This is a genomic window from Paenibacillus sp. UNC451MF, from assembly GCF_000686845.1.
In the GTDB taxonomy this organism is placed as follows: Bacteria; Bacillota; Bacilli; order Paenibacillales; family NBRC-103111; genus Paenibacillus_S.
In genome coordinates, this window is sequence record NZ_JMLS01000002.1 from 247711 (window position 1) to 268238 (window position 20528).

The following is a 20528-nucleotide window of genomic DNA, read 5'->3' on the forward strand; positions in this document are numbered from 1 at the left end:
TAGGGGGACGAGGGAGTTTCCTTTCCATTGCAAAAAGACCGCACGTTAGTTAACGTACGGCCTTGTCTAAGCTGCCCTGCAGACAGCTGTTTATACGAACGACGGTTTGCGGTTCAATACTTTCCCGCTGATGACATGAATATATTCCTTGTCGCCGCCTTCAACCGAAGGACCGACGAAAATACCTGCTTTGGCATCACGTTCCTCATGAGCCGTACCTAAATCGGCAGAGCTTTGACTAGCCCACCGTCCCGCTGCGGATCCGTAAATCGATGCCCTTTTAAACCCTGTGCTTCTGTTCATCTGAATCCCCTCCAACTAAGTGACTAATGGTTGCGAGCAGCTCCTCGTTGTGATGGACGATCTCTGTAAGATCTTCCTTGGATAACACTTTCAGTCCGGATATATGCACGGATAACACATGCTCTTTATCTAGAGGATAACATAGGACATACACCTCGGCAACCTCTTTCCGCCGCAAAAATTCCCATGTACTGTTCAGAAATGCTTCCAGCACATATATTTTTTTATCGTCCTTCTTCTCAGCATAGGTTTGGAAGCGGTAAAACTTGCCTTTGCCTACATTCCCTCCTACCTGACGAACGCCATCATTGCCTTCCTTCTTCCAGATAGCCGCACCGGTAACCCGAAATCCTTCGGGAGTTAGTAACGAATTTCTAACGGCTTCACTGAAGGAATGATACTTTTCTCCAGGGTCGGCAACCGTTACATTCCGATTATATTCCCAAAAGAAGTGAAGGATGCTTTGCTTCCGCTGAATCTCCGCTTCCTTCTCCGCAAGCAGCTGGTACGGATCGACAAAAGCTTGCTCGGCTCGAACGGCTTTGGCCACATAGCCGCAAGCGACATCGACGGCCGCAAGATAGTTCCCGCGTACCGCTTGATGGTAAGAAAGAAGGGTTAAACCCTGCAAATCGGACAAAATATGAAAATCTTTAATCGTCGTATCCTTGATGAGGTCCTCCCGCTCTTGAACCGACTGCGGAATCAAGGCGAACACGCGGCTGCGCCGAAGCTTACCCCAAAACAACCCCATTTCGAACAAAGTATTGTCCCGGGTAATGAATACATACTGACCGCGATACAGGGCAACATCGTCCGCGGCAAATACAAATATCCCGAAGTCGCTTAAATCGAGCTGCTGCTCCAATGCCTCCATCGTATAGGAATTAGCCCCAAATGCCGTATACCATGGGGTAACCTGGGCTACTCGGCTTAAGCTTTCGTTAACGGCTCGCGCATAATCTATCGCTTCCCTCGAGGAGCCGATGAATAGCTCCGGTTTTCGTTCTTGCCTCCACACCGACACGGACAGTTCCCCTTTTCATGATCGATTCACAGGTTCCGGTAAGCCGCTCACCATGCTTGTACTCCCTTTCAGTGTAGCAAAATTTCCCTATTCTGTTGATAGTCCCTTTGGAGTTTTTTTATGAACAACAAAATGAATGCTATTTCCATAAAATTCATCTTGCATAAAGAACATATGTTCGGTATATAATAAGAATAAGTACGAATACACGTTCGCATTATGGTGGTGTCATTATGAGTGTGAATTCAAGAGTAGAAACCGAAGAAGATATTCAAATCATCAAGGAATACACCCTTCTGCCTATTTTGCTCGATATGCTGGCAAGAGATATTGAAGAGCTGAACCTGTACAAGGACAAAGTCGTGTACAATCATGTTATTTTCTACCTCAAGGAAGTGGAGAGCTCCATTTATCCCGAGCTGCAAGCCATTAAGAGCAAGATGAGAGAACGGAGCATCAAAGTGCTGCATACGGACATGAACACGCTTGGCATCGATGTGGAATATAAGGTTCGCGGCTACATCCATCATTTTAAAATGTTAAGAAGCTTGGTAAAGGCAGAGCTCATGACTACGCTAATGAATTTGCGGAGGCGGTTAAAATGATCACGAAGGGCGAGAGAACCATTTTTCTGGCGGATTGCCAGAGCTTTTATGCCAGCGTAGAGAAAGCGGATCACCCCGGATGCAGGGATAAGCCCGTAGCTGTAGCCGGTGATCCGGCGCGGCGCTCAGGCATTATATTGGCCGCCTGTCCCATTGCCAAAAGCTATGGAGTCACTACAGCGGAGAGGCTTGGTGAAGCGTTGAACAAGTGCCCTGAGCTTGTCGTCATGCGTCCGCGAATGCAGCATTATATCGATGTATCTCTCATGATCACCGACATTTATAAGGAATATAGCGACCTTGTTGAAATTTTTTCGATCGACGAGCAGTTTTTGGATGTTTCCGGCAGCTTGGGGATTTGGGGAGATCCGCTAACGATAGCCCGATCCATACAACAAAAGGTGCTCCAACAAACGGGAGTGAAAGTTAGAATCGGCATCAGCTCGAATAAAATCCTTGCCAAAATCGCAACGGATATTTGGGCGAAGAAAAATGAGAGCGGCTTGTTCACCTTACGTAAAGAGGATATCGAAGACACGCTTTGGCAAGAGCCGGTACAGAAAATGTTCGGTGTCGGGTCCCGCATGACGAAGCATTTTGCACGGCTTGGGATGTTTACGATCGGCGATATCGCGAGAACTCCGCTGCCCCGCTTGAAGGAGAAATTCCGGGCGCGCTTCGGCAAGCAAAGCGATATTCACGCGGAGGTCATGTGGAGAACGGCGAACGGCTTGGATGACTCCCCCGTTACTCCCGGTACTTTCAACACGCCGCCTAAATCGGTAGGCCACATGATGACCTTGCCGAGAGACTACACCGAGAATAGCGAGGTAGAGACGATCCTGCTGGAGCTTACAGAAGAAGTCTGCCGCGATTGCCGCCGCAAAGGGTATATGGGCGGTGTCGTGTCCGTCAGCTGCATGTGCAGTCCCTATGAGGCTCCAACCGGATTCTCGCGGCAAATGAAAATGCCGGATCCAACCAATAACACCAATGCGGTCTATGAGGCCGTGAAGACATTGTTTTACCGCTACTGGGATAAAATGCCCGTACGCCGCGTAGGCGTCATGCTCAGCAGCTTAACCGACGATCAAGTCTATCAGCTAACCTTTTTCGAGGATCAGGTGAAATCCCGTGCCCTGGATAAGGTCACCGACCAAATCAAAGAGCGTTACGGCAGCGCAGCCATCATAAGGGCTTCCTCGATGACCACCTCAGGGCAGGCATACGAGAGGGCACAAAAAATTGGAGGGCACTATAAATGAGCAAGAAACTCGAAGGCAATGGATTGTGGGAATCAAGCCGTATGATGCTCCCGCAGCATAAAGAACAGTCCCTCGTTCGAAAGGATGGGCCGTCTCCGCCCCCCGAGCCGCCAACGAACAAGGAAATGGAGATGATGCGGGATTTCGTTCTCCTGCCCGTCGCGCTCCAAATTGTCGAGAAGAAAAGCATTGAAGTGGAGATGTCCACCCAGACGCTGAAGCTGTTATACTCCGCGGCCGCAAAAATATTAGCCAGAAATATTCGGGACGATCTGCTCAAAAACAGGAAGGCTTTGCTCGAGCGGCATATCCGCGTAATTGAAGATATTAAGGATGACAGCTCACTGTACTATCGTTACAGCTGCCGCGGCCGCGAGGACCGATTCATCATGACGAAAGACTTTATCCGCTCGGAGATCAGCTTAAGAATCGGCCGGTATGCCAAAAGCCTGGTCGCGGCACTTCAAGAGGCCGCTAACTCCAATAGAACCAAAAAACCCGAGTGACAGCTAGTCACTTCGGGCTTTTAACTATAAAATCGATAAATTCCGGGTTGCGCAGCATCCGGTGGCGCGTCCAGCCTCGAGATTTCACACGAGCCCTAATCTCGGGATTAATATGAACGAATTGGTCATCCTCCCGGGAAGCGAGCTTGCTCGCGAAAGAATCGAAAGCTTTCTTCTGCTGTTCGGTTATACCCGATTCTATTATTCCGACGTGGCGCTTCGTGCCGTCCTTCTCAACGCAGGCAAGCCAGCCGAGCGCTTCCTTCCGGTATCCCGAAATGATCACGTCGACATATTGATAATTCATAATCTGAATCCAATCGTGAGAGAACCTGGATACGTAGTGGCTGCCTTTATGCTTCGCTATCATACCCTGCATCGATGAAGCTATGATAGATTGAAACAGCTCTTCACCTCGCGCTTCCGTTTGCGGTACGAGTTGAAACAGCTCATTTTCCTGCAATAACGATTCCAGCAGGGCACGGCGCTTAACTAAAGGCATATGCCGCACATCGCGGCCTTTATGAAATAAAATATCCCAAATCATATAGTGAACAGGCCGCTGCGTGGAAAAGGACTGAATCCTGTTCTTCTGCTTAAGCTGCAGCCTTTCCATCGCTAACCCTGCATCGACAGCTCCGCTGTCCGGGTCTGTGCAGCATAGCTCCCCATCCAACACAACGTCTCCCTCTATAGGAACGCAATGCAGCTCGGGATACTGCTTCGTGCATTCAAGTCCGTCACGCGTAAAGAGACGGGTTTCGTTCCCGCTCCTTGATAATATTAATCGATGCCCGTCGACCTTCGGCTCGAATACATAAGCCTGATCTGAAAACGGAGTTTCCCTGGAGTCTGCTAGCATCGGCGAGATAAACATACTCATCACCCATATTTATTTTAACATGAGCAGAGCTATGAATAATTAGGGAAAAGATGGGGGAATCTAGATTTACCCTAACATGGAAGGAATGATTATCAATGGCACGTGGACAATCCAGAAGCAGCAATCAGATTATCGTTCAGCAATCGGCAAGCGCTCTAGAGCAATTAAAGTATGAGGTGGCACAAGAATTAGGCATTCAAATTCCACAGGACGGCTACTACGGCTACATGGCAACCCGTGATACGGGCGCTATAGGTGGTCACATGGTACGTCGATTGGTACAAATTGCGGAGCAGCAGCTCTCTTCCGCCTCCGGCAGCCGCTTCCAATAGCGACGACAATAACCCATCCTCTGTGATGGGTTATTTTTTTGCAATTTGCTTAGACAATGCTGGCGCTAGTGCCGTCGACCAAGGCCGCATCGTCGGTATTAGTAATGCTCGCCTGATTGTTAGTCAACGTTCCAAAACTGTCACCATTGGAGAAGGAATTGGCGCCCGCATTGATCTTCGCGCTGCTCGAAAGCACAATATTAACAGCATCCCCGATCTGGACGTTGGAGCTGGGGCCGACACTATTGATTTTAATATTTCCGACAACTGAAGGCATGGTCGATCTCCTCCTCGCATCCTTGCTACTCCATTACTTATTCTATGTGGGTGGAGGCCTATGTGTAACTAAAGCAGCTGTAAAATATGGCTAAAGAGACCATCCCGCAGACATACACTGTGGAATGGCCTCTTCTTAATCCATTAATTAATAAATTGGAGATATTGAAGCATACGTTTCAAAGTAGTCGCCGCTTGTGCTCGAGTCGCCTTGTCTTGCGGTGCAAACTCTTTATCAGACAATCCTTGAATGATGCCTGCTGTAAGCGATTGAGCGACAGCGTCCTTCGACCATTCACCGATAGCTGCACCGTCAGTGAATTTGTCCAGTACCGATTTGTCCAGCTTCACTTCTTTTCCAGCAGCTTTAAGCGCTCTAACGATCATGGTAACCATTTGCTCGCGAGTGATGTTATCGTTTGGCTTAAAGGTGCTATCTTCATAGCCGGTAATCAGTCCTGCTTTGTATGCAGTGCCAACGGCTCCAGCAAACCAATCATTCGGTTGCACATCACGAAATCCATCCGCCTTTACCTCAACCAATCCAAGTGAACGAACCAGCAGGGCCGCGAACTCGGCGCGTGTAATGTTGGCGTCCGGCGTAAATAACTGATCGGTTGTACCGTTCACGATCCACTTATTCGCCAGCAGCTCTACATCTGCTTTTGCCCAATGCCCTTGCAAATCATTGAATGATTTATCGGATTGGATGACCGTATACACACTATTGTGCGGCGAGCGAATCGTAATCAGAGAGGAACCGTTCGTCGTCGTGATTACGGCCGGTACGAAATGCAGCCGGTTCGTCGAATCTAGCCAGACTGCCGTCACCTTGTTCGGATCAACCGCTGCCCCCAGGCTGAAGGAACGATTGACATATACACCGCCGAAATCGGTGATTTCTTTACCATTAACCATAATCGTAAACTCGATTGGATTCGGAATCACTTGCTTCGTGTTCAAGCTTTTCACCGCTGCATCAATATCATCCCCGGCTTTACCGGATACTTTAGAAATCGTGATGGTTACGGTTGAATCCTTTGGAATATTTTTAAGCAAACTTACAGGAAGCTCATAAGTAACACCGTTCGCTTGAATCCGAATAACCGCTTGGCTTTGCTTGCTGATAGCATTCAGGAGCGCATTGCCAGGCAGCTCCACTTTAACTGTGGAATCGCTGTCCTTCACATCAATCGTAACAAGTGAATTCGATAAAGCTTTTTCCAGCTTATCTGCGTCCACGGTCACTTTTGTTACCGTCTTACCATCGGCAGTTGTTTCTTTGGTTACTTTTGCGTCTTTGGTAAGATCGATGGTACCTGTACTACCGTTAGAATCAGTTGTCGTACTACCACCTGAACCAGCTCCCGGCGCCGACGTGCTGCCACCTGGACGGGATCCCGAGCTAGGAGTTGCTGTTCTGAAAGTAATTGTCGGGCCGTAGACACTCCGAGTGCCATCCGAATCCACCGCTTGGATTACATAAGTGTAGCTGCTGTTTGGCGTCAAGCCGATCAAATCATAGGCTAGAACATTGCCGAGAGATGCTATTTCAGTATAAGTAGATCCTGTAACGGTATAAATTTTATAGCCGTTTATTCCTCTGCTCGCTTCCGCTGCCGTCCATTTCAAAGTAGCCGTTCTTGGCGTCACATTGGAGACGGTGAGACTAGAGTTAGTTGGCCACGTAGGCACAGCAACATCCACTGCCGTAACCGTAACGTTTGCCAACGCCTTATAGGTCGTGCTGGTTACCGTTCCTTGCACCGTAAAGCTGCCTGCCGATGCATACTTCGATGCATCAATGCTGTCCCACGTTACGCCCAACTGGCGGTTCGTGTTGTCGCTGTACACCGCGGTGACCACCGTCGGCATAACTGGTGTGATTCCGGCTTTGGTTGTCACGCTTACCGGCGTGATGCTTACGATAACAGGCGCAGGGACTTCCACTGCCGTAACCGTAACGTTCGCTAACGCTTTAACGGAAGTACCTGCAACGCTTCCTTGCACCGTAAAGCTGCCTGCCGATGCATACTTCGATGCATCAATGCTGTCCCACGTTACGCCCAACTGGCGGTTCGTGTTGTCGCTGTACACTGCGGTAACCACCGTCGGCATAACTGGTGTGATTCCGGCTTTGGTTGTCACGCTTACCGGCGTGATGCTTACGATTGAAATCGGTGCATCAAGCGGCATAAGCTGAATAAAGGAGAATGTGCTTGTTTGGCCGCTGCTGGCAGCATTTTTACCCGTAACCGTAAACTTGAACTCATGGTCACCTTTGGATGTAAAGGTGATATTGCCAAGCTCCTGAACAGGATATATCTGTGTTGACAAATACTCATCTATCGGATTGCCTTGATTCTTACCGTCAACGGATAACTGCAATGTTGCACGGTTATTGTTTGTTTTAAAGCCAAACAACACCTTATATGTGCCTGCCGGTATGTCCTTCAACATGAATGCCACATAATCGTTAATCGCTGTATTACCATTTAACTGTGCGTAGCCTTTAACGCTTGAAGGCCAGTCTGCCCCTGTTCCGGCACCACTAGCGCCACTTAAGTTAACTGATGATTGTTTCGTATAAGCGCCTGAATTAAATAGATCTTGAAGTGAGATCGTTACCGGCTCCCCAGTAGGTGAAACAAATAATACGGTATACGTTGTTTTGATATTCTCATCGGTATCGCTCACTACCAAAATGGTAACTGGATCTGTCTTATAATTATCTGGATACGTAATTTTAGCAGTGAAACCTTTAGCCGCATCCGCTGTAATTTTCGGTAATGTTGTTGCGGATGGATCCAGATTATATTTGTAGCTGGTCTCATCTGGCGAGAATCCCGGGATATCTACGCCGTCTACCTTCAAGTTTATCAGCTTTGGTTTATTGTCCGGATTGACTTCCGAAGCTGCCAGTAAGGCCGGAGCCGAAACCATCAACTTACGAGAGTATGAATCTGTTCCCTTCGATCTTACAGTGATTTTGGATGTATCCGTCAAGGTATCCGGTAGAGTATAAGTTGTTGCGCCTTTCGGCAAGTCAGCAAGTAGTTCTGTGCCATTATAAACCGTGAAGCCCTCGCTTGAATCATCGGAATCCCACTTCAGAACTTTAGCTGAACCCGTGGTATCAAGCACAAGATTCTGTGGTGGACGCGGGGCATTAAACACTTGAACTTGCGTGAGTCGTGGAGGCCCTGTAAGATCGGTGCCTGCATTACTACCTGATGCGTTCTCCACCGTCACTTTGATATATCTTGAATGATAGGTGTTACCAAGGTCGATCGGATACGAGCTATCGTCTGAATCCGTACCGCCATTATTATTACCTGTAGCGTACGTGTAGCCTTGGGCTGTCTTTTTATCTACTTGTTTAAATGCCATTGCGTCAAATTCAGCAGCCGTAGTGTGGTCGGCAGTATCATTCGATACATACACCGTCGCGCCTTTTAAACGGGTCGATTTGGCAAATAGCCGGACTTGGCTGAAATCCATGGCTTGGCCAAGGTCTATGACGAAGCTGCCTTTTCTGTCCCCATCCGTACCCAACCATGTATAATTTCCGATTTGATCCAGACTGGTCACATTGGTTACATTCCATTTGGTCGGGTCCTGCAGCACGCCGTTTGTCAGTTTATTCGCATTGCCGTACTCATTCGCAGCAGCAGCCTGCTTCTGGATCTGATTGCCGCTTACCGGGCCAACGTTATACGCTTTTTTATTAAGGGCAAGGTTCACGGACGAAATACCTGATACTACCTTGCTTATGGTGATATCGGCAACTCGAAGCTCAACATCGTTCACGGAGTTCGTGCCGCCATTGGAGCTGCGGTAAATGCCCCACTTCGGACGGAGATATTGGTCGAAAGTCGCCGGATACTCAGTCTCAAAGCTGCTGCCTCTTTGTGGTCTTCTCCACAAGTCCTTCACGCCATCGGTTGCACCTTGATTCGAAAACAATTGATACACGTCCGGACTGTCATAGGTGTACACTTTACCGGTTACTGTATCTGTGATCTTAATAGTAAGCCATCCGCTATCGGAAATAAGTGCGTTAAGCTCTACCTTAATCCAGTGGCTGCCAATGTCTTTTAACGGAATTCTCATTAGTGTCTTATCGCCATCATATCGGTTATGGTTCACTATTAGATCCCTGCTGTTCGTTCCGGTAATCGACATAGCGAGGATATAGGCGCCGTTTTCATCACTGGTGTTACCGCCTGGTAATGTATTGGTCGCTTGTGCATTCGTAGCCTTCAACTGGAAGATGTGTCTGAAGCCGGACTGATTCCACTGGCTTCCATCCGGAATATTCCAGAGCCAATTATAGGATACGATGTCACCCTCATAGGCTGTAAAATCCTTGGTTGAATCTTCACTTGGGCGAATTTCAACCCTTTGCCTGTCGTTGATAGCGGCCCCGTACACAACATAGCCTACACTCGGGTCAAAAACACCTTTGTGGCCGTACTCGCCATCGCGGACTTTACTCTCAAATTCATTATCTTTGCCTCTGCCGTACTCAAAAATGCTGAATACATTTTTGTTCAGTGCTTCGTCCCACACACTCTTAATATGGTCGTCAGCCGCAGTCGCCCGAGGCAAATCACCGTAAAATGCGTGGTAAGCGTCTCGAATCCTTTTGGTCACGCCTTCTACCGGTTCGTCGGTACCCATTGCGCCACCTAGAACATTATAAGGAGATACGCCATCAATTGCGCTCATCTTGATGGTCTTGGAATTCTCGCCGTAACCGCGTGCCGTTACATCCAATGCAAAAATAGATGGTTGGCCGTTATTAAAATGGAACGTAAATTCATTAGTGCCGAGCGGCAGTTTGGCAAGGTAGGACGGTGCGAATGTAACCGTATTGCCAGATAGCATGTAGTCCGTATCCTTAAGAAGCGTTGTCCCCCCCTTAGCAATACGGGTCAGCGTCTGTCCACTTGCTAAACCTATAGCTGTAGAGATCGGCGCGGATTGATCCCAGGTGCTGTAAGTATCCTTAACAGGTACTAAAGCCGTTGCGTTAGCTACCGGATCTTTGCCGTAAACAGCCAAGGCCGATAACCCCATCATCGAATCATTATCTGTGGACTTACTGCGGGAACCAGCCAATATCGTGTTTACCATCACGTACTGGGCTGTAAACGGATACAGGAATGTCTTGGTATCATAGCCCCATTGTTGTCCGTTGTAAGTTACATAGGACCATAACCCCTCCGTTTCCGTACCTCCAGCCAATGTCCAACCATTTGCCTGCCAGTCGTAATTGTTCGCCGCATCGGAAGCCGTCGGCGCACTTGCCCAAGATTTAGGGTCATTGGAGTAATACACCTCAAATCTTGTCGCATTACTTTGAATATTTGTAATTGTGTTAGGCATTTCAAGGTACAGCTTATCAATCGTCTTCGGCTTGCCTAAATCAAGCGTCAAAGCAAGGGAAGATGGCGAATAATCGCTCTTATATACTTTTGAGCTTGAATTACGCCAATAGCCGCTGCCACCTGACTTCAAAGCGTCTGCTCCCGGATGGTCAGGAACTTCCGAGCTTACCTTGAGATTCATCCCTGCTTGCGGCGTAAAACGAGTCTTATCCAAAAGGTTGACGGAACCTGTTGCTGTGGGGATATCCGCAGCATCCATCACCGTAACTGTACTAGTTTGTCTCAAGTTTCCAAAGATTGCAGTTATCACGGCTGTACCTGCACTTATACCGGTGATGGCACCGTTGGCATCTACCGTTGCTACCGCTGTATTGTTTGACAGCCAAGTTACCGTCTTATTCGAGGCGTCTTTAGGCAATACTTCCGTACGAAGAGTCTCTGTGTTACCAATAGCAAGGTTCAGCCTTTTCTTGCTGATGGTTAATGAACCAGTAGGCGGCTCTACTGAAGGTTCGCCGAAAACTCTGAATTCATTACTTTTTATTCCGCCGGCTCCCAACTTTAGTGTGACATCGGATACAAGTAGTAGATATTGAGCTGAAACCGGCGTGATCAAAGTCTTATCGATCTTTTGGTTATTGTTAGGAGATGGTGGTATGGATTGCCCTACTTCAGAGATTGGAATCCATGAGCCTCCATGTGCAGTATCAAGCGGCTTTTTCGTTGCACTCGAGCTTGCTGAAAGGGTGCCACCCTCAATAAGCTCAGTATAAGCGGCAGCATCATTTGTATAATAAACCTGGTAATTATTCAACAAGTTACTATTGCTGCTCCATTCGATCTGGATTTTACTAACATCAATTTTCTTTTCCAGTTTTATAGCGCCCCAGTATTGAAAATCATTTGCCGCTGAAGCTCCCAAAGAACTATGAGCTTGCCAGGAGGTGTCTGATTTGTCATCAATAAAGTTGTTCTTGCTGCTACTGCTCTGTGTGACAACCTTTATTTCAGCGCCAGGTGTTACCGCCCAGTTTTTATAGCCATTATTTACGTTAACTTCAACAACCGGCTGAATGTTTTTCGTATTCGTTATTCCTATGCCGTCAAATTGACCAGAAATTGGATAAGCGCCCATGCTGCTAGGGTCGTAACCAGCTGGGTTCCAGGTAACGTTCACCTTCTCGATTTTCCCCGTGCTCAAGGTGACATCAAGCTGTGAAGGCAGCCCTAAAGCACTGAATGCGGTCCCTTTGGTAGCCGTAACGGCAGTCGGCCTTGCCCATGCTACAATATCCTTGGTTTGTACCTTGGGATCCCAGCCATCAGGAAAAACGTAGCTGTCTTTATCCCTTTTGACCAGGTGAACATCTGCCAGATACATGGTTGCGGCTTGGAATTCATCCGCATAGGCTGCATCTCCCGCGCCGTTATACATCCCTCGGTAAAGCCCCCATTTGGAACGGTTTTGTTGACCCGATACAACAGGCAGGTCTCCTCTTTCCATTCTGCCGGTAGTCGGATTTTTCACTTCAGGGCGTCGGAGTGTTTCCGCCGTCATACCACCTTGGAACAGCACTTCGTTGGATTCCAGATCAACTAGCTTACCGTAAACATAGCCCTTGTCAGCTGATAAAATCGTAACTTCAAAATCAAGCCAGCGGTCAGCGACCTTATCGAATGGAATGGTGAACAATGGCTTGATTCTATCTGCAGCAGTGCCATCCGGATTGTTTCTGAATTCAAGCTGGCCTTTGCCTCCGCTTGAAACGAGCGTAAGGGTTGTCACTGGCTGGCCGGCTTCATCGCCCGAGATCGCTTTTAATTGAAAGATATGCCAAAAACGATGGGGATTAATAAAATCTCCGGCTTTATAATTTGTAACATCATTCTGAAACCTTAACGTTTCCGAAGGGAGCATAAGCCTCCAGTGGTGGGTCATAATGTCTCCGCCCACACTATTAGCATCTATGTTGGATGCGGCAGTGTTGCTTTTAATCTCCAGCCTCTGGCGGTCACTGCCCACTGCACCACGGTCACCATCATCCCGGCCTACTCCGTCTGGAGTAACAAAAGGTAAAAATTCGTGATAACGCAAAATATCGGAGTTAAGCTTCTCGGTACCCGGAATATTTTCAATTCCATACTTCGTAAGCGAAATCACGTCGTTTTTGTCGATGGTCTGCAAATACATGTTATCTCCAAGCCACGATTCCTTGACGGTGGAGGCCGCAGGGTAATCGCCGGCACGATCATAGAAGGATTCATTCCAATTCTTCCCGCTATAAGAAGAGGCTGCGCCTGGACCTTCTACCGAACCGGTAGTACTGCCATTACCGATTTTGGATGCGCCCATAACATCCCAAGCAGTTTCCCCCCCATGAATATTAAGCGGTAAAAATTTGTCGTTAGGTCCCAAAGGGCCTGCTATAGCGGGCACTGTATTATCTACATTCACTGTAATGGTATAGTTCTTACTGTTACCGCTATCATTGTTATCCGTTACGACCAAATAATATATCGTAGCTCCGCTCGTTGAAAACTGGTCCAGTTTGGCATCGTTTTTGTTGAAATTAAAAGAGATAGCCGTTGTTCCGTCACTTCTGTAAAGTGCGGCACTTGCTCCTGGATTTGTTGTGACATTCAGCATTTGGTATAAGGTTCCGTAAGGCAATGAAATATCGATAGTTGCATTGTTAAGATTAACGACAGCGTTGACAGGCTTGTTCACCTGTACATCCAATAAGCCCGTGCTGTCCCCTGGCGCTGCTTGAACCGTCGATGGAGGAATAAAGGATAAGTTAAAAAGAGAAAGTACAAGTGCAAATATTAGTATTAAGGTTAATACTCTGTTGAGAGCGTGCTGCCTAAGCATCTTTAAAAGCCTCCTTTATGAGTCGGTAAAAAGATTGCATAAACTCCTTAATCTATTAAATTAAGTCATCAGGGTATAGTTGCATCGGGTTATGGACAACAGCTGCTCTGGAGAATCTAAGGAGGATAAGGGTATGCCGGAAGCGGAAATGGATATGTAGCATTTGGGCAATCAAAAGCATGAAGTGGGTAAATAAAATTGTAAGAGATCGAGGTCGAACCTGGACGCCAGTTAAGGCGACAAAATGATGGTGTTGTGGCTAGGCCAGCGGGTAGCTTTTACTAAACATCAAATCATATCCGTGCTTTCTGCCATTTTTGAATGACAGGGTGGGTCTAAGCTTACTTCGGTGATCTTGTCCACTAATTGTATGTCATATTTTCAGACCTCCTTGAACAAGGATATGTAGTTCATAACTATTAGTTTACTATTCATGAATCAATCGAAACTATGGATAAATCCCATATCCATATGGAATATTGAAGGGATTTGTAGCGCTTACATTAATTATCAAAAGAAAAAGGACCCTTTCGGATCCTTTTCAACGGTGAATTGATTAATGGTACTACTGTCCTGAACCTCTTTGAACCTTAGGTCTTACCACTAAACACTATGCAGTATGGGGTACTACAATAACGTCTCTGCGGCACATCCCCTCGCTTCTATTTAGATTCTAACAACTTCCCCGGTATTTCTCGCTGATCGCTCAACGGAACCACACCTCTCTTTTCACCGTCGATCATTAGTTTGCCCTTGAACGGGCTTATTATTCATGTATGCTAAATTTTTTTATTGCTGCTGGCCTTGCTGTTGACCTTGATCCTGACCTTGACCTTGCCCTTGATTATCGGAGCCCTGCGATTGCTGCTGCAAAGCCTGTTCAGCTTGCTGCAGCTGTTCGGAAGACTGTTGTATTTGTTGTTGAATTTGTTGGATTTGAACCTCTTGCGTTATTTGCTTCGTCTGCTCCGCAATTTGATCCGCTTGTTCAGCGGCATGCTGAACCGCTTGCTGAAGCTGCTGCTGAGAATCTCCCTGACCCGAATCTTGTTGTTGTGATCCCTGTTGAGCATTTTGTTGTTGATTTTGTCCCGACATTAAGTTCACCTCCTATAAGTTACCTTATAAGGATTTGTAAAATAAACGGCATCTATACGCGTACGGATAGTGACAAAAATAACTGCAACGATATTTATACTGTAGGGTCAAGCATCCATACATTGAGGAGCATCAAAGCATAACTTAATTTCGGAGCAAATAATAAATGCTCATTCCCCAAATCAAATTTGAAGGGAGACTTCACAAATGGGCGGACTCGTAGGCGGAGCAGGCTGTGGCATAGGCGGAGCTTTCACTAGCATTGGCGTTATCTTGGTTCTTTTCATCCTGTTGGTTATCGTAACTCGCGGTTGCTTGTACTAATAATGGTACCGAGCAGAGAAAAAAACCCGCAGCATATAGGCTGCGGGGCTTCCCTGCGTCCATACCAAGAGACCGCTTCTCCAGGATTATCGGACGAACTTGCTCTGTAGCTTACAATTCGTTATTCCGCAGCTGCAACTGCTGGTTCTGCCACAGCCTCCGCTTCGTAGATCGTGTGGAATGGCGCAGCAATAACTTCATCGGAACGAGTAAGTACATGCACACCTTCTGGAATATCCAGATCTTTGACGAAGATCGCTCTTCCTTCACGAACGGGTGTCAAATCGAGCGCGATGGCCTCCGGTATTTGCTCCGGCAAACAGTCGACATGTATTTCATGAAGGAACATTTGATAAGGAATCATTTTTCCATCTGGATCAGGAATCGGTTCAATACGGACATGAACCTTAATACGTTCTTTCAAATTAATTTGATGCAGGTCAACGGCCAGAATGCCGCGATGAATCGGGTCACGATCCACCGAATGAATAACGACCAGCTTTTTGAGGCCGGGTGCCTCTAATTCTATAAGCGCGTTCGGATTGTGTAGAGCCTTTTGCAAGGACTTCTCTTCCAATGCAATGGAGACGGGCTTAGTCATCTTACCGTATACAACCGCTGGAACTTTCTTCTCCTGCCGTAATTTACGTTTGGCGGAGCCGTTTGATTTTGAGCGTAATTCCGCTTGCAGCTTCAATATCATCGATATGTCCTCCCTTGGGTCAGGGTGAACACCTCTAGCCAGTCTTGAGTTGTCACTTCCTTATAACAGAATTGGGGTTAGTCCCCGGAGGTGTTCTCCCTGGCGCTGATCTTGTTCCTCATTATTTTACCATCCCGGCATCCCTAAGTCAGAGGGCTTTGTCCATGAAATCAACGCCTCTCCCGCGTAGCTCCCGATATTCCTCCAAAACCAAAGGTCACCCCCTAATTATTGTCCATTTCCACAAGGTTTGGGCATTTTATTAGGAGATCATGAAAATCGATCCTTCTTTTCTCTCCTTCATCCTTATGACTTACTAGTTTATTTTTGATCAGACGTGTAAAATATAACTTAAATGTCATTGGGTGAGGTGGAATATTGTAATGATCGAAGTAGCTGCTAAATTCGCAAGGCCTCAGCTGGCAGATTGCATCCCTGACCTGGTTGCTTTCTCTAGAGGAGATAAAAATGCGACGCTGTTCATCCGTAACGGTAGTCTGGTTAACGTTGTTTCAGGCGAAATTTTGTCCAATATGTGCGTAGCCGTCGTCGGCACTCGTATCGCCTATGTAGGCCCTTACGTCGAGGGAATGATCGGAGAGACAACCAAGGTCATAGAGGCGGAAGGTAAATATATTGCTCCCGGCTTGTTGGACGGGCACTGCCATATTGAGAGCAGCTTGTTATCCGTAACGGAGTTTGCCAATGGGGTACTTCCACTTGGAACTACCGGCGGCTTCTTTGATGCACACGAAATATCGAACGTCCTCGGCCTGCCTGGCCTCCGAATTATGCTGGACGAAGCGAGACAGACGCCTATGGCGGCTTATATGCAGGTAGCCTCTTGCGTCCCTTCAACCACTCCTGATTTCGAAACATCAGGTGCGGAATTCGGACCGGAGGAAGTGGCCGAAGCGTTAAGCTGGGGGCCAGACATGATCGCGCTTGGAGAGGTTATGAACTTCCCTGGCGTCGTATATGGCGATCCCAAGATGATCGGTGAAATTCAAGCGACACTGCGCGCTGGCAAAGTAGTCGACGGCCATTATACATGGCCTTCCAATGATTCAAGGCTTGCCGCCTATGCGGCTGCCGGTGTATCCGGATGCCACGAGAGCGTCACGAAAGAAGACGTTATAGCGCGTGTAAGACTTGGCATGTACGCCAAGATGCGCCGCGGATCGGCGTGGCATGATGTCGCCGCTACCATTAAGGCACATACGGAGCAAGGGATTGACTCACGCCGCATGATTCTTGTGTCGGACGACCGGATTTGCAGCTCCTTAAAAGAAGAAGGGCATATGAATTTCATCGTAAGACATGCCATTCAGCAAGGAGTTAAGCCGGTCACCGCCTTCCAAATGGCGACCTTGAACACGGCAGAGCGATTCGGTGTTGCGAGAGATGTCGGCTCGGTAACACCGGGCACGATTGCCGATATTATCCTTCTCGACGGAAACCTGGCCGACGTTAACGTTGTTATGACGATCGCCCGAGGCGAAGTGGTAGCTGAGAACGGTGCAATGACGCTGGAGCTGACTCCATTCGACTATCCCGAATACGCGGTTAACTCGGTTAAGATCGGGAAGACGCTCACGCCTTCCGATTTTGAAATTAAAACACCGGTTTCGGCAGGGACCATCAAAACAAGGGTAGCGGTCGTTAGAGAAAATCACGTAGAGACAGAAGAAATATTCGTCGATGTGCCTGTCAAAGACGGTAAGCTGCAAATCAATCCTGAGAGCACATTGTGCAAGATGGCTTTGTTCGAGCGCCATGGCAAAACTGGCGGTTCGGCCATAGGTGTCGTAGGCAATATCGGCTTCGATCAGCCGGCAGCCATTGCCATGACTGTAGCTCACGATAGCCACAACGTGCTGATCATCGGCAATGACGATGCGTTGATGGCCAAAGCGGCCAATTCCGTCATTGGCATGCAGGGCGGTATCGCGGTTGCAACGAATACCGATATCGTCGAGCTGCCGCTTCGGCTGGCGGGATTAATGTCGACAGAGCCGTATGAGACCGTCGTCAAGCAATCCATTGACATCAACCATGCGTTGGTGAAGGCTGGCTGCACGATGAACTATGCATTCATGACCTTGTCGCTGCTTGCGCTTGTGGTCATCCCGACGCTGCACATCTCGGATACGGGCTTGATTCGGATTTCAGATGCCGGGTTTGAGAAGGTATCCTTGTTCGCGGACGAAGCTTAAGAAATAAAAATAGCGGAGGGCTTCATGCCTCCGCTATTTTTTATTTCCAAATCTCGTCCGTGATTTCTTTAATAAAAGCAAGCTTACTCCACTGCTGCTCCTCGGTCAAAATATTGCCCTCCTCGGTAGAAGCAAATCCGCATTGAGGACTAAGGCAAATGTGGTCGATATCGACGTATTGTGCCGCTTCCTTAATGCGGCCTATGATTTCCTGCTTATCTTCAAGCTAGCCGAACTTGGAGGAATGAAGTCCGAGCACAACCTGCCGGTCATTCGCAAATCTAAGCGGCGCAAAGTCTCCTGCACGATCCGTATCAAATTCCAGATAATATGCGCTGATATGATCTATTCCGAACAGAGTTTCCGCTACAGGCTCATATCCGCCTGAGGATGCCCATGTGGAATGATAATTCCCTCGGCAAACGTGAGCCGTGATGATCAGGTCTTCTGGAAGACCTGCTATCGCTTGCTCATTAACACGAGCGTACAGCTTGGCTATCCCGGCAGCATCGATCCCCTCCTGCTGTCTCGCTTCCCAGTAGTTCTTATCGCACAGCATCCCCCAAGTGCAATCATCCAGCTGGAGGCTGCGGCAGCCCGCTTCATAGAAAGCGAGGATCGCAGCTTTGTAGGCTTTTGCGATATCCTGAACCAGCTCATCTGTGTTGCTGTAGCAAGCTTCGGTGCTCGCTTTGTTCTCGCCCCGCTGAAGCTCTGCCAAAAACTGAGCAGGAGACGGTATGGTCTGACGGGCGATCACTCCATCGCCGGCAGCGTTCTTCAAGAACTTGAAATGCTCCACGAAGGGATGATGGGAAAATCCGATTTTCCCTGACAGCCGTGCGGTTTCAGCTCTTGTCTCTTCCCCTTGAAACCGATAGCCGCTTTCAGTGGTGACCTTCTCTACACCATCAAGCCCCCACATAAAGTCAAGATGCCACCAGGAGCGTCTGAATTCACCGTCCGTCACGGCCCGCAGCCCTACTAATTTTTGTTTCTCAACTAGCTTGATGATTTCCCGATCTTCTACTTCTTTTAGCTCGTCTGCCGAAATTTCATGGTTCACAAACCGAGCTCTCGCTTCTTTGAGCGCCTGAGGGCGCAGAAAACTGCCGACCATATCATGTCTAAACGGGGTTACGGTCCTTTGCTTCGCACTTTCAAACGGATTGCTCATTGTATCCCTCTCCCTTAGCCTCTAAATATCGAATTCGCTAAAAGAAAGATAACATACCTCACCCGTTATACTGTAACTCCAAATTACTATAACTAGCTATAGCCTCAAGCTATAACAGCTCTAAGAGCCTGAAATGGCTTGGTGCAGAGCTTCAATATAAGCCAGAGCGAGCTTGGAAAGCGCAGCATTCTTATGGCAGATCCAACCGACACGTATCGTTTCGTCACAAGCCAAAGGGACAGGAATAATCTCATTCCCGTTCAAATCAGCGCTCAGCACCCCGGTAGAAATCGTATAGCCGTTCAGTCCTATCAGTAAATTGAATAGCGTTGCTCTATCATTCACGCGAATGCTTTTGGGATGCGATAGCGTGCTCAAAATCTCTTCGGAGAAATGAAATGAGTTGTATTCGCCCTGCTCAAAGGACAGGTAAGGGTAGTCCTGAAGCTGATCGATCGTCACGACAGACTGCTTAGCGAGTGGATTTTGAACACTTATAAAAATATGCGGCTTCGCCGTAAACAAGCCTGTGAATTGTAAATTGGCGTCTTTCAGCAGCCGGTTAATCACTTTGGCGTTGAATTCGTTGAGATATAGAATACCTATTTCACTGCGCTGGCTTTTGACATCTTGAATAATTTCGTGTGTCTTGGTTTCACGCAGCGCCAATTCATATTCGTCATGACCGTATTCGCGAACGAGGTTTACAAACGCGTTGACCGCAAACGCATAATGCTGGGTTGATACCGAAAAATGCTGCGGCGACGGCTTCGCATTCAAATACCGTCCCTCCAGCAGCTCTGCCTGCTCAATCACCTGCCGGGCATAGCCGAGAAATTCGGCACCTTCTTTGGAAAGGGAGATCCCCTTATTCGTTCGCTCGAAAATCGTAATCCGAATTTCTTCCTCCAGATCCTTTATCGCGTTGGACAGACTTGGCTGGGATATAAACAGGCGCTTAGCCGCTTCGTTCATGGACCCCCGGTTAGCAACCTCAATCACATATTTCAACTGCTGCAGCGTCAATGTTTAATCCTCTCCCATCCTTAATTTTATTTAACTTGAATCACTTGTCCGCCGGTCATAGCAACCAAAGCATCAGGCGTTAGTTCAAAGACAGCCTTGGGATGTCCCGCTGCGGCCCATAAGGTTTTGAATTGGAAAAGGTCCTCATCAATAAAAGTTACGATCTTTTCATTATGCCCGATCGGAGCAACTCCGCCAATAACAAAGCCGGTCCGTTCACGGACAAAATCCGCGTCCGCCTTGCCGAGCTTATCATCGATAAGGCTAGCGATCTGTTTTTCATTGACGCGGTTCACTCCGCTGGCAACAACCAAAAGCGGCTTATCGGAGCCCTTGAGCCGAAAAATGATCGATTTCGCTATTTGCGCCACCTCGCAGCCTATGGCATCGGCGGCTTCCTGAGCGGTTCGAGCACTGTCAGGCAGCTCCACTACCTGATTCCTGTATCCCTGCTCCGTCAGCAAGTTCTGAATCCGCTGAGCGCTTTCCTTTAACGCATTCATTCTTTATTCCCTCCGTTCC

General features: G+C 47.9%; 15 protein-coding genes and 1 pseudogene. 6 read left to right on the forward strand and 10 right to left on the reverse strand.

Annotation, left to right across the window (positions count from 1 at the left end; all coding sequences use genetic code 11):
• Nucleotides 1-90: 90 nt before the first annotated feature.
• Nucleotides 91-303 (reverse strand): hypothetical protein, encoded by a 213-nt coding sequence (locus BP97_RS35220; RefSeq protein WP_036745476.1) that lies wholly within the window; start codon nt 301-303, stop codon nt 91-93.
• Complete coding sequence (locus tag BP97_RS0104305; RefSeq protein ID WP_231506211.1) at nt 281-1330, reverse strand: TIR domain-containing protein; 1050 nt, start codon at nt 1328-1330, stop codon at nt 281-283. The genes BP97_RS35220 and BP97_RS0104305 overlap by 23 nt, the downstream gene beginning before the upstream one ends.
• A 233-nt stretch (nt 1331-1563) precedes the next feature.
• On the opposite strand from BP97_RS0104305, the gene BP97_RS35225 reads away from it, so the two are divergent.
• From BP97_RS35225 to BP97_RS0104320, 3 genes are read left to right on the forward strand one after another with little or no spacing between them, the layout of a single operon-like run.
• Nucleotides 1564-1935 (forward strand): YhjD family protein, encoded by a 372-nt coding sequence (locus BP97_RS35225; protein WP_051620354.1) that lies wholly within the window; start codon nt 1564-1566, stop codon nt 1933-1935.
• Nucleotides 1932-3200 (forward strand): DNA polymerase IV, encoded by a 1269-nt coding sequence (locus BP97_RS0104315; RefSeq protein WP_028547997.1) that lies wholly within the window; start codon nt 1932-1934, stop codon nt 3198-3200. Before BP97_RS35225 ends, BP97_RS0104315 begins: the two co-directional genes overlap by 4 nt.
• Entirely contained in the window at nt 3197-3706 is a 510-nt protein-coding gene (locus tag BP97_RS0104320) for a YhjD family protein (RefSeq protein WP_028547998.1), read from the forward strand. Before BP97_RS0104315 ends, BP97_RS0104320 begins: the two co-directional genes overlap by 4 nt.
• Nucleotides 3707-3713: 7 nt before the next feature.
• Here BP97_RS0104320 and BP97_RS0104325 read toward each other — a convergent pair whose 3' ends face one another.
• Nucleotides 3714-4583: an ATP-dependent DNA ligase gene (locus BP97_RS0104325; protein WP_028547999.1), complete on the reverse strand. Its 870-nt coding sequence runs from the start codon at nt 4581-4583 to the stop codon at nt 3714-3716.
• Between the two features lie 101 nt (nt 4584-4684).
• Between BP97_RS0104325 and BP97_RS0104330 the strand changes: the two genes are divergently transcribed.
• Complete coding sequence (locus BP97_RS0104330; RefSeq protein ID WP_028548000.1) at nt 4685-4921, forward strand: alpha/beta-type small acid-soluble spore protein; 237 nt, start codon at nt 4685-4687, stop codon at nt 4919-4921.
• A 49-nt stretch (nt 4922-4970) separates the two neighbouring features.
• Here BP97_RS0104330 and BP97_RS0104335 read toward each other — a convergent pair whose 3' ends face one another.
• From BP97_RS0104335 to BP97_RS39535, 3 genes are all read right to left on the reverse strand, one after another.
• A complete protein-coding gene (locus BP97_RS0104335; RefSeq protein WP_028548001.1) occupies nt 4971-5198 on the reverse strand; it encodes a spore germination protein in 228 nt (75 codons plus the stop codon).
• A 143-nt stretch (nt 5199-5341) separates the two neighbouring features.
• On the reverse strand, nt 5342-13462 hold the full coding sequence (locus tag BP97_RS35230) for an S-layer homology domain-containing protein (RefSeq protein ID WP_036745477.1): 8121 nt from the start codon (nt 13460-13462) through the stop codon (nt 5342-5344).
• A 789-nt stretch (nt 13463-14251) separates the two neighbouring features.
• Nucleotides 14252-14560, reverse strand: coding sequence for a hypothetical protein (locus BP97_RS39535; RefSeq protein ID WP_028548002.1), 309 nt, complete (start codon nt 14558-14560; stop codon nt 14252-14254).
• Nucleotides 14561-14767: 207 nt separating this feature from the next.
• Here BP97_RS39535 and BP97_RS40585 point away from each other — a divergent pair, with 207 nt between their 5' ends.
• Nucleotides 14768-14884 carry a sporulation protein YjcZ gene (locus tag BP97_RS40585; protein WP_197035409.1) on the forward strand — a complete coding sequence of 39 codons (117 nt, stop codon included), beginning with the start codon at nt 14768-14770 and terminating at the stop codon, nt 14882-14884.
• Nucleotides 14885-15005: 121 nt separating this feature from the next.
• Here BP97_RS40585 and BP97_RS0104355 read toward each other — a convergent pair whose 3' ends face one another.
• Nucleotides 15006-15587, reverse strand: a complete 582-nt coding sequence (locus BP97_RS0104355) for a 50S ribosomal protein L25 (RefSeq protein WP_028548003.1) — start codon at nt 15585-15587, stop codon at nt 15006-15008.
• Between the two features lie 383 nt (nt 15588-15970).
• Here BP97_RS0104355 and BP97_RS0104360 point away from each other — a divergent pair, with 383 nt between their 5' ends.
• Entirely contained in the window at nt 15971-17803 is a 1833-nt protein-coding gene (locus BP97_RS0104360; protein WP_028548004.1) for an adenine deaminase, read from the forward strand.
• A 40-nt stretch (nt 17804-17843) separates the two neighbouring features.
• Here BP97_RS0104360 and BP97_RS35235 read toward each other — a convergent pair.
• The 3 genes and pseudogenes from BP97_RS35235 to BP97_RS0104375 all read right to left on the reverse strand — a co-directional run bounded on the left by BP97_RS35235 (nt 17844) and on the right by BP97_RS0104375 (nt 20509).
• A pseudogene (locus BP97_RS35235) lies at nt 17844-18980 on the reverse strand (5-methyltetrahydropteroyltriglutamate--homocysteine S-methyltransferase).
• Between the two features lie 120 nt (nt 18981-19100).
• Nucleotides 19101-20006 (reverse strand): LysR family transcriptional regulator, encoded by a 906-nt coding sequence (locus tag BP97_RS0104370; protein WP_028548005.1) that lies wholly within the window; start codon nt 20004-20006, stop codon nt 19101-19103.
• Between the two features lie 26 nt (nt 20007-20032).
• A complete protein-coding gene (locus BP97_RS0104375; RefSeq protein ID WP_028548006.1) occupies nt 20033-20509 on the reverse strand; it encodes a YbaK/EbsC family protein in 477 nt (158 codons plus the stop codon).
• Between the last annotated feature and the right edge of the window lie 19 nt (nt 20510-20528).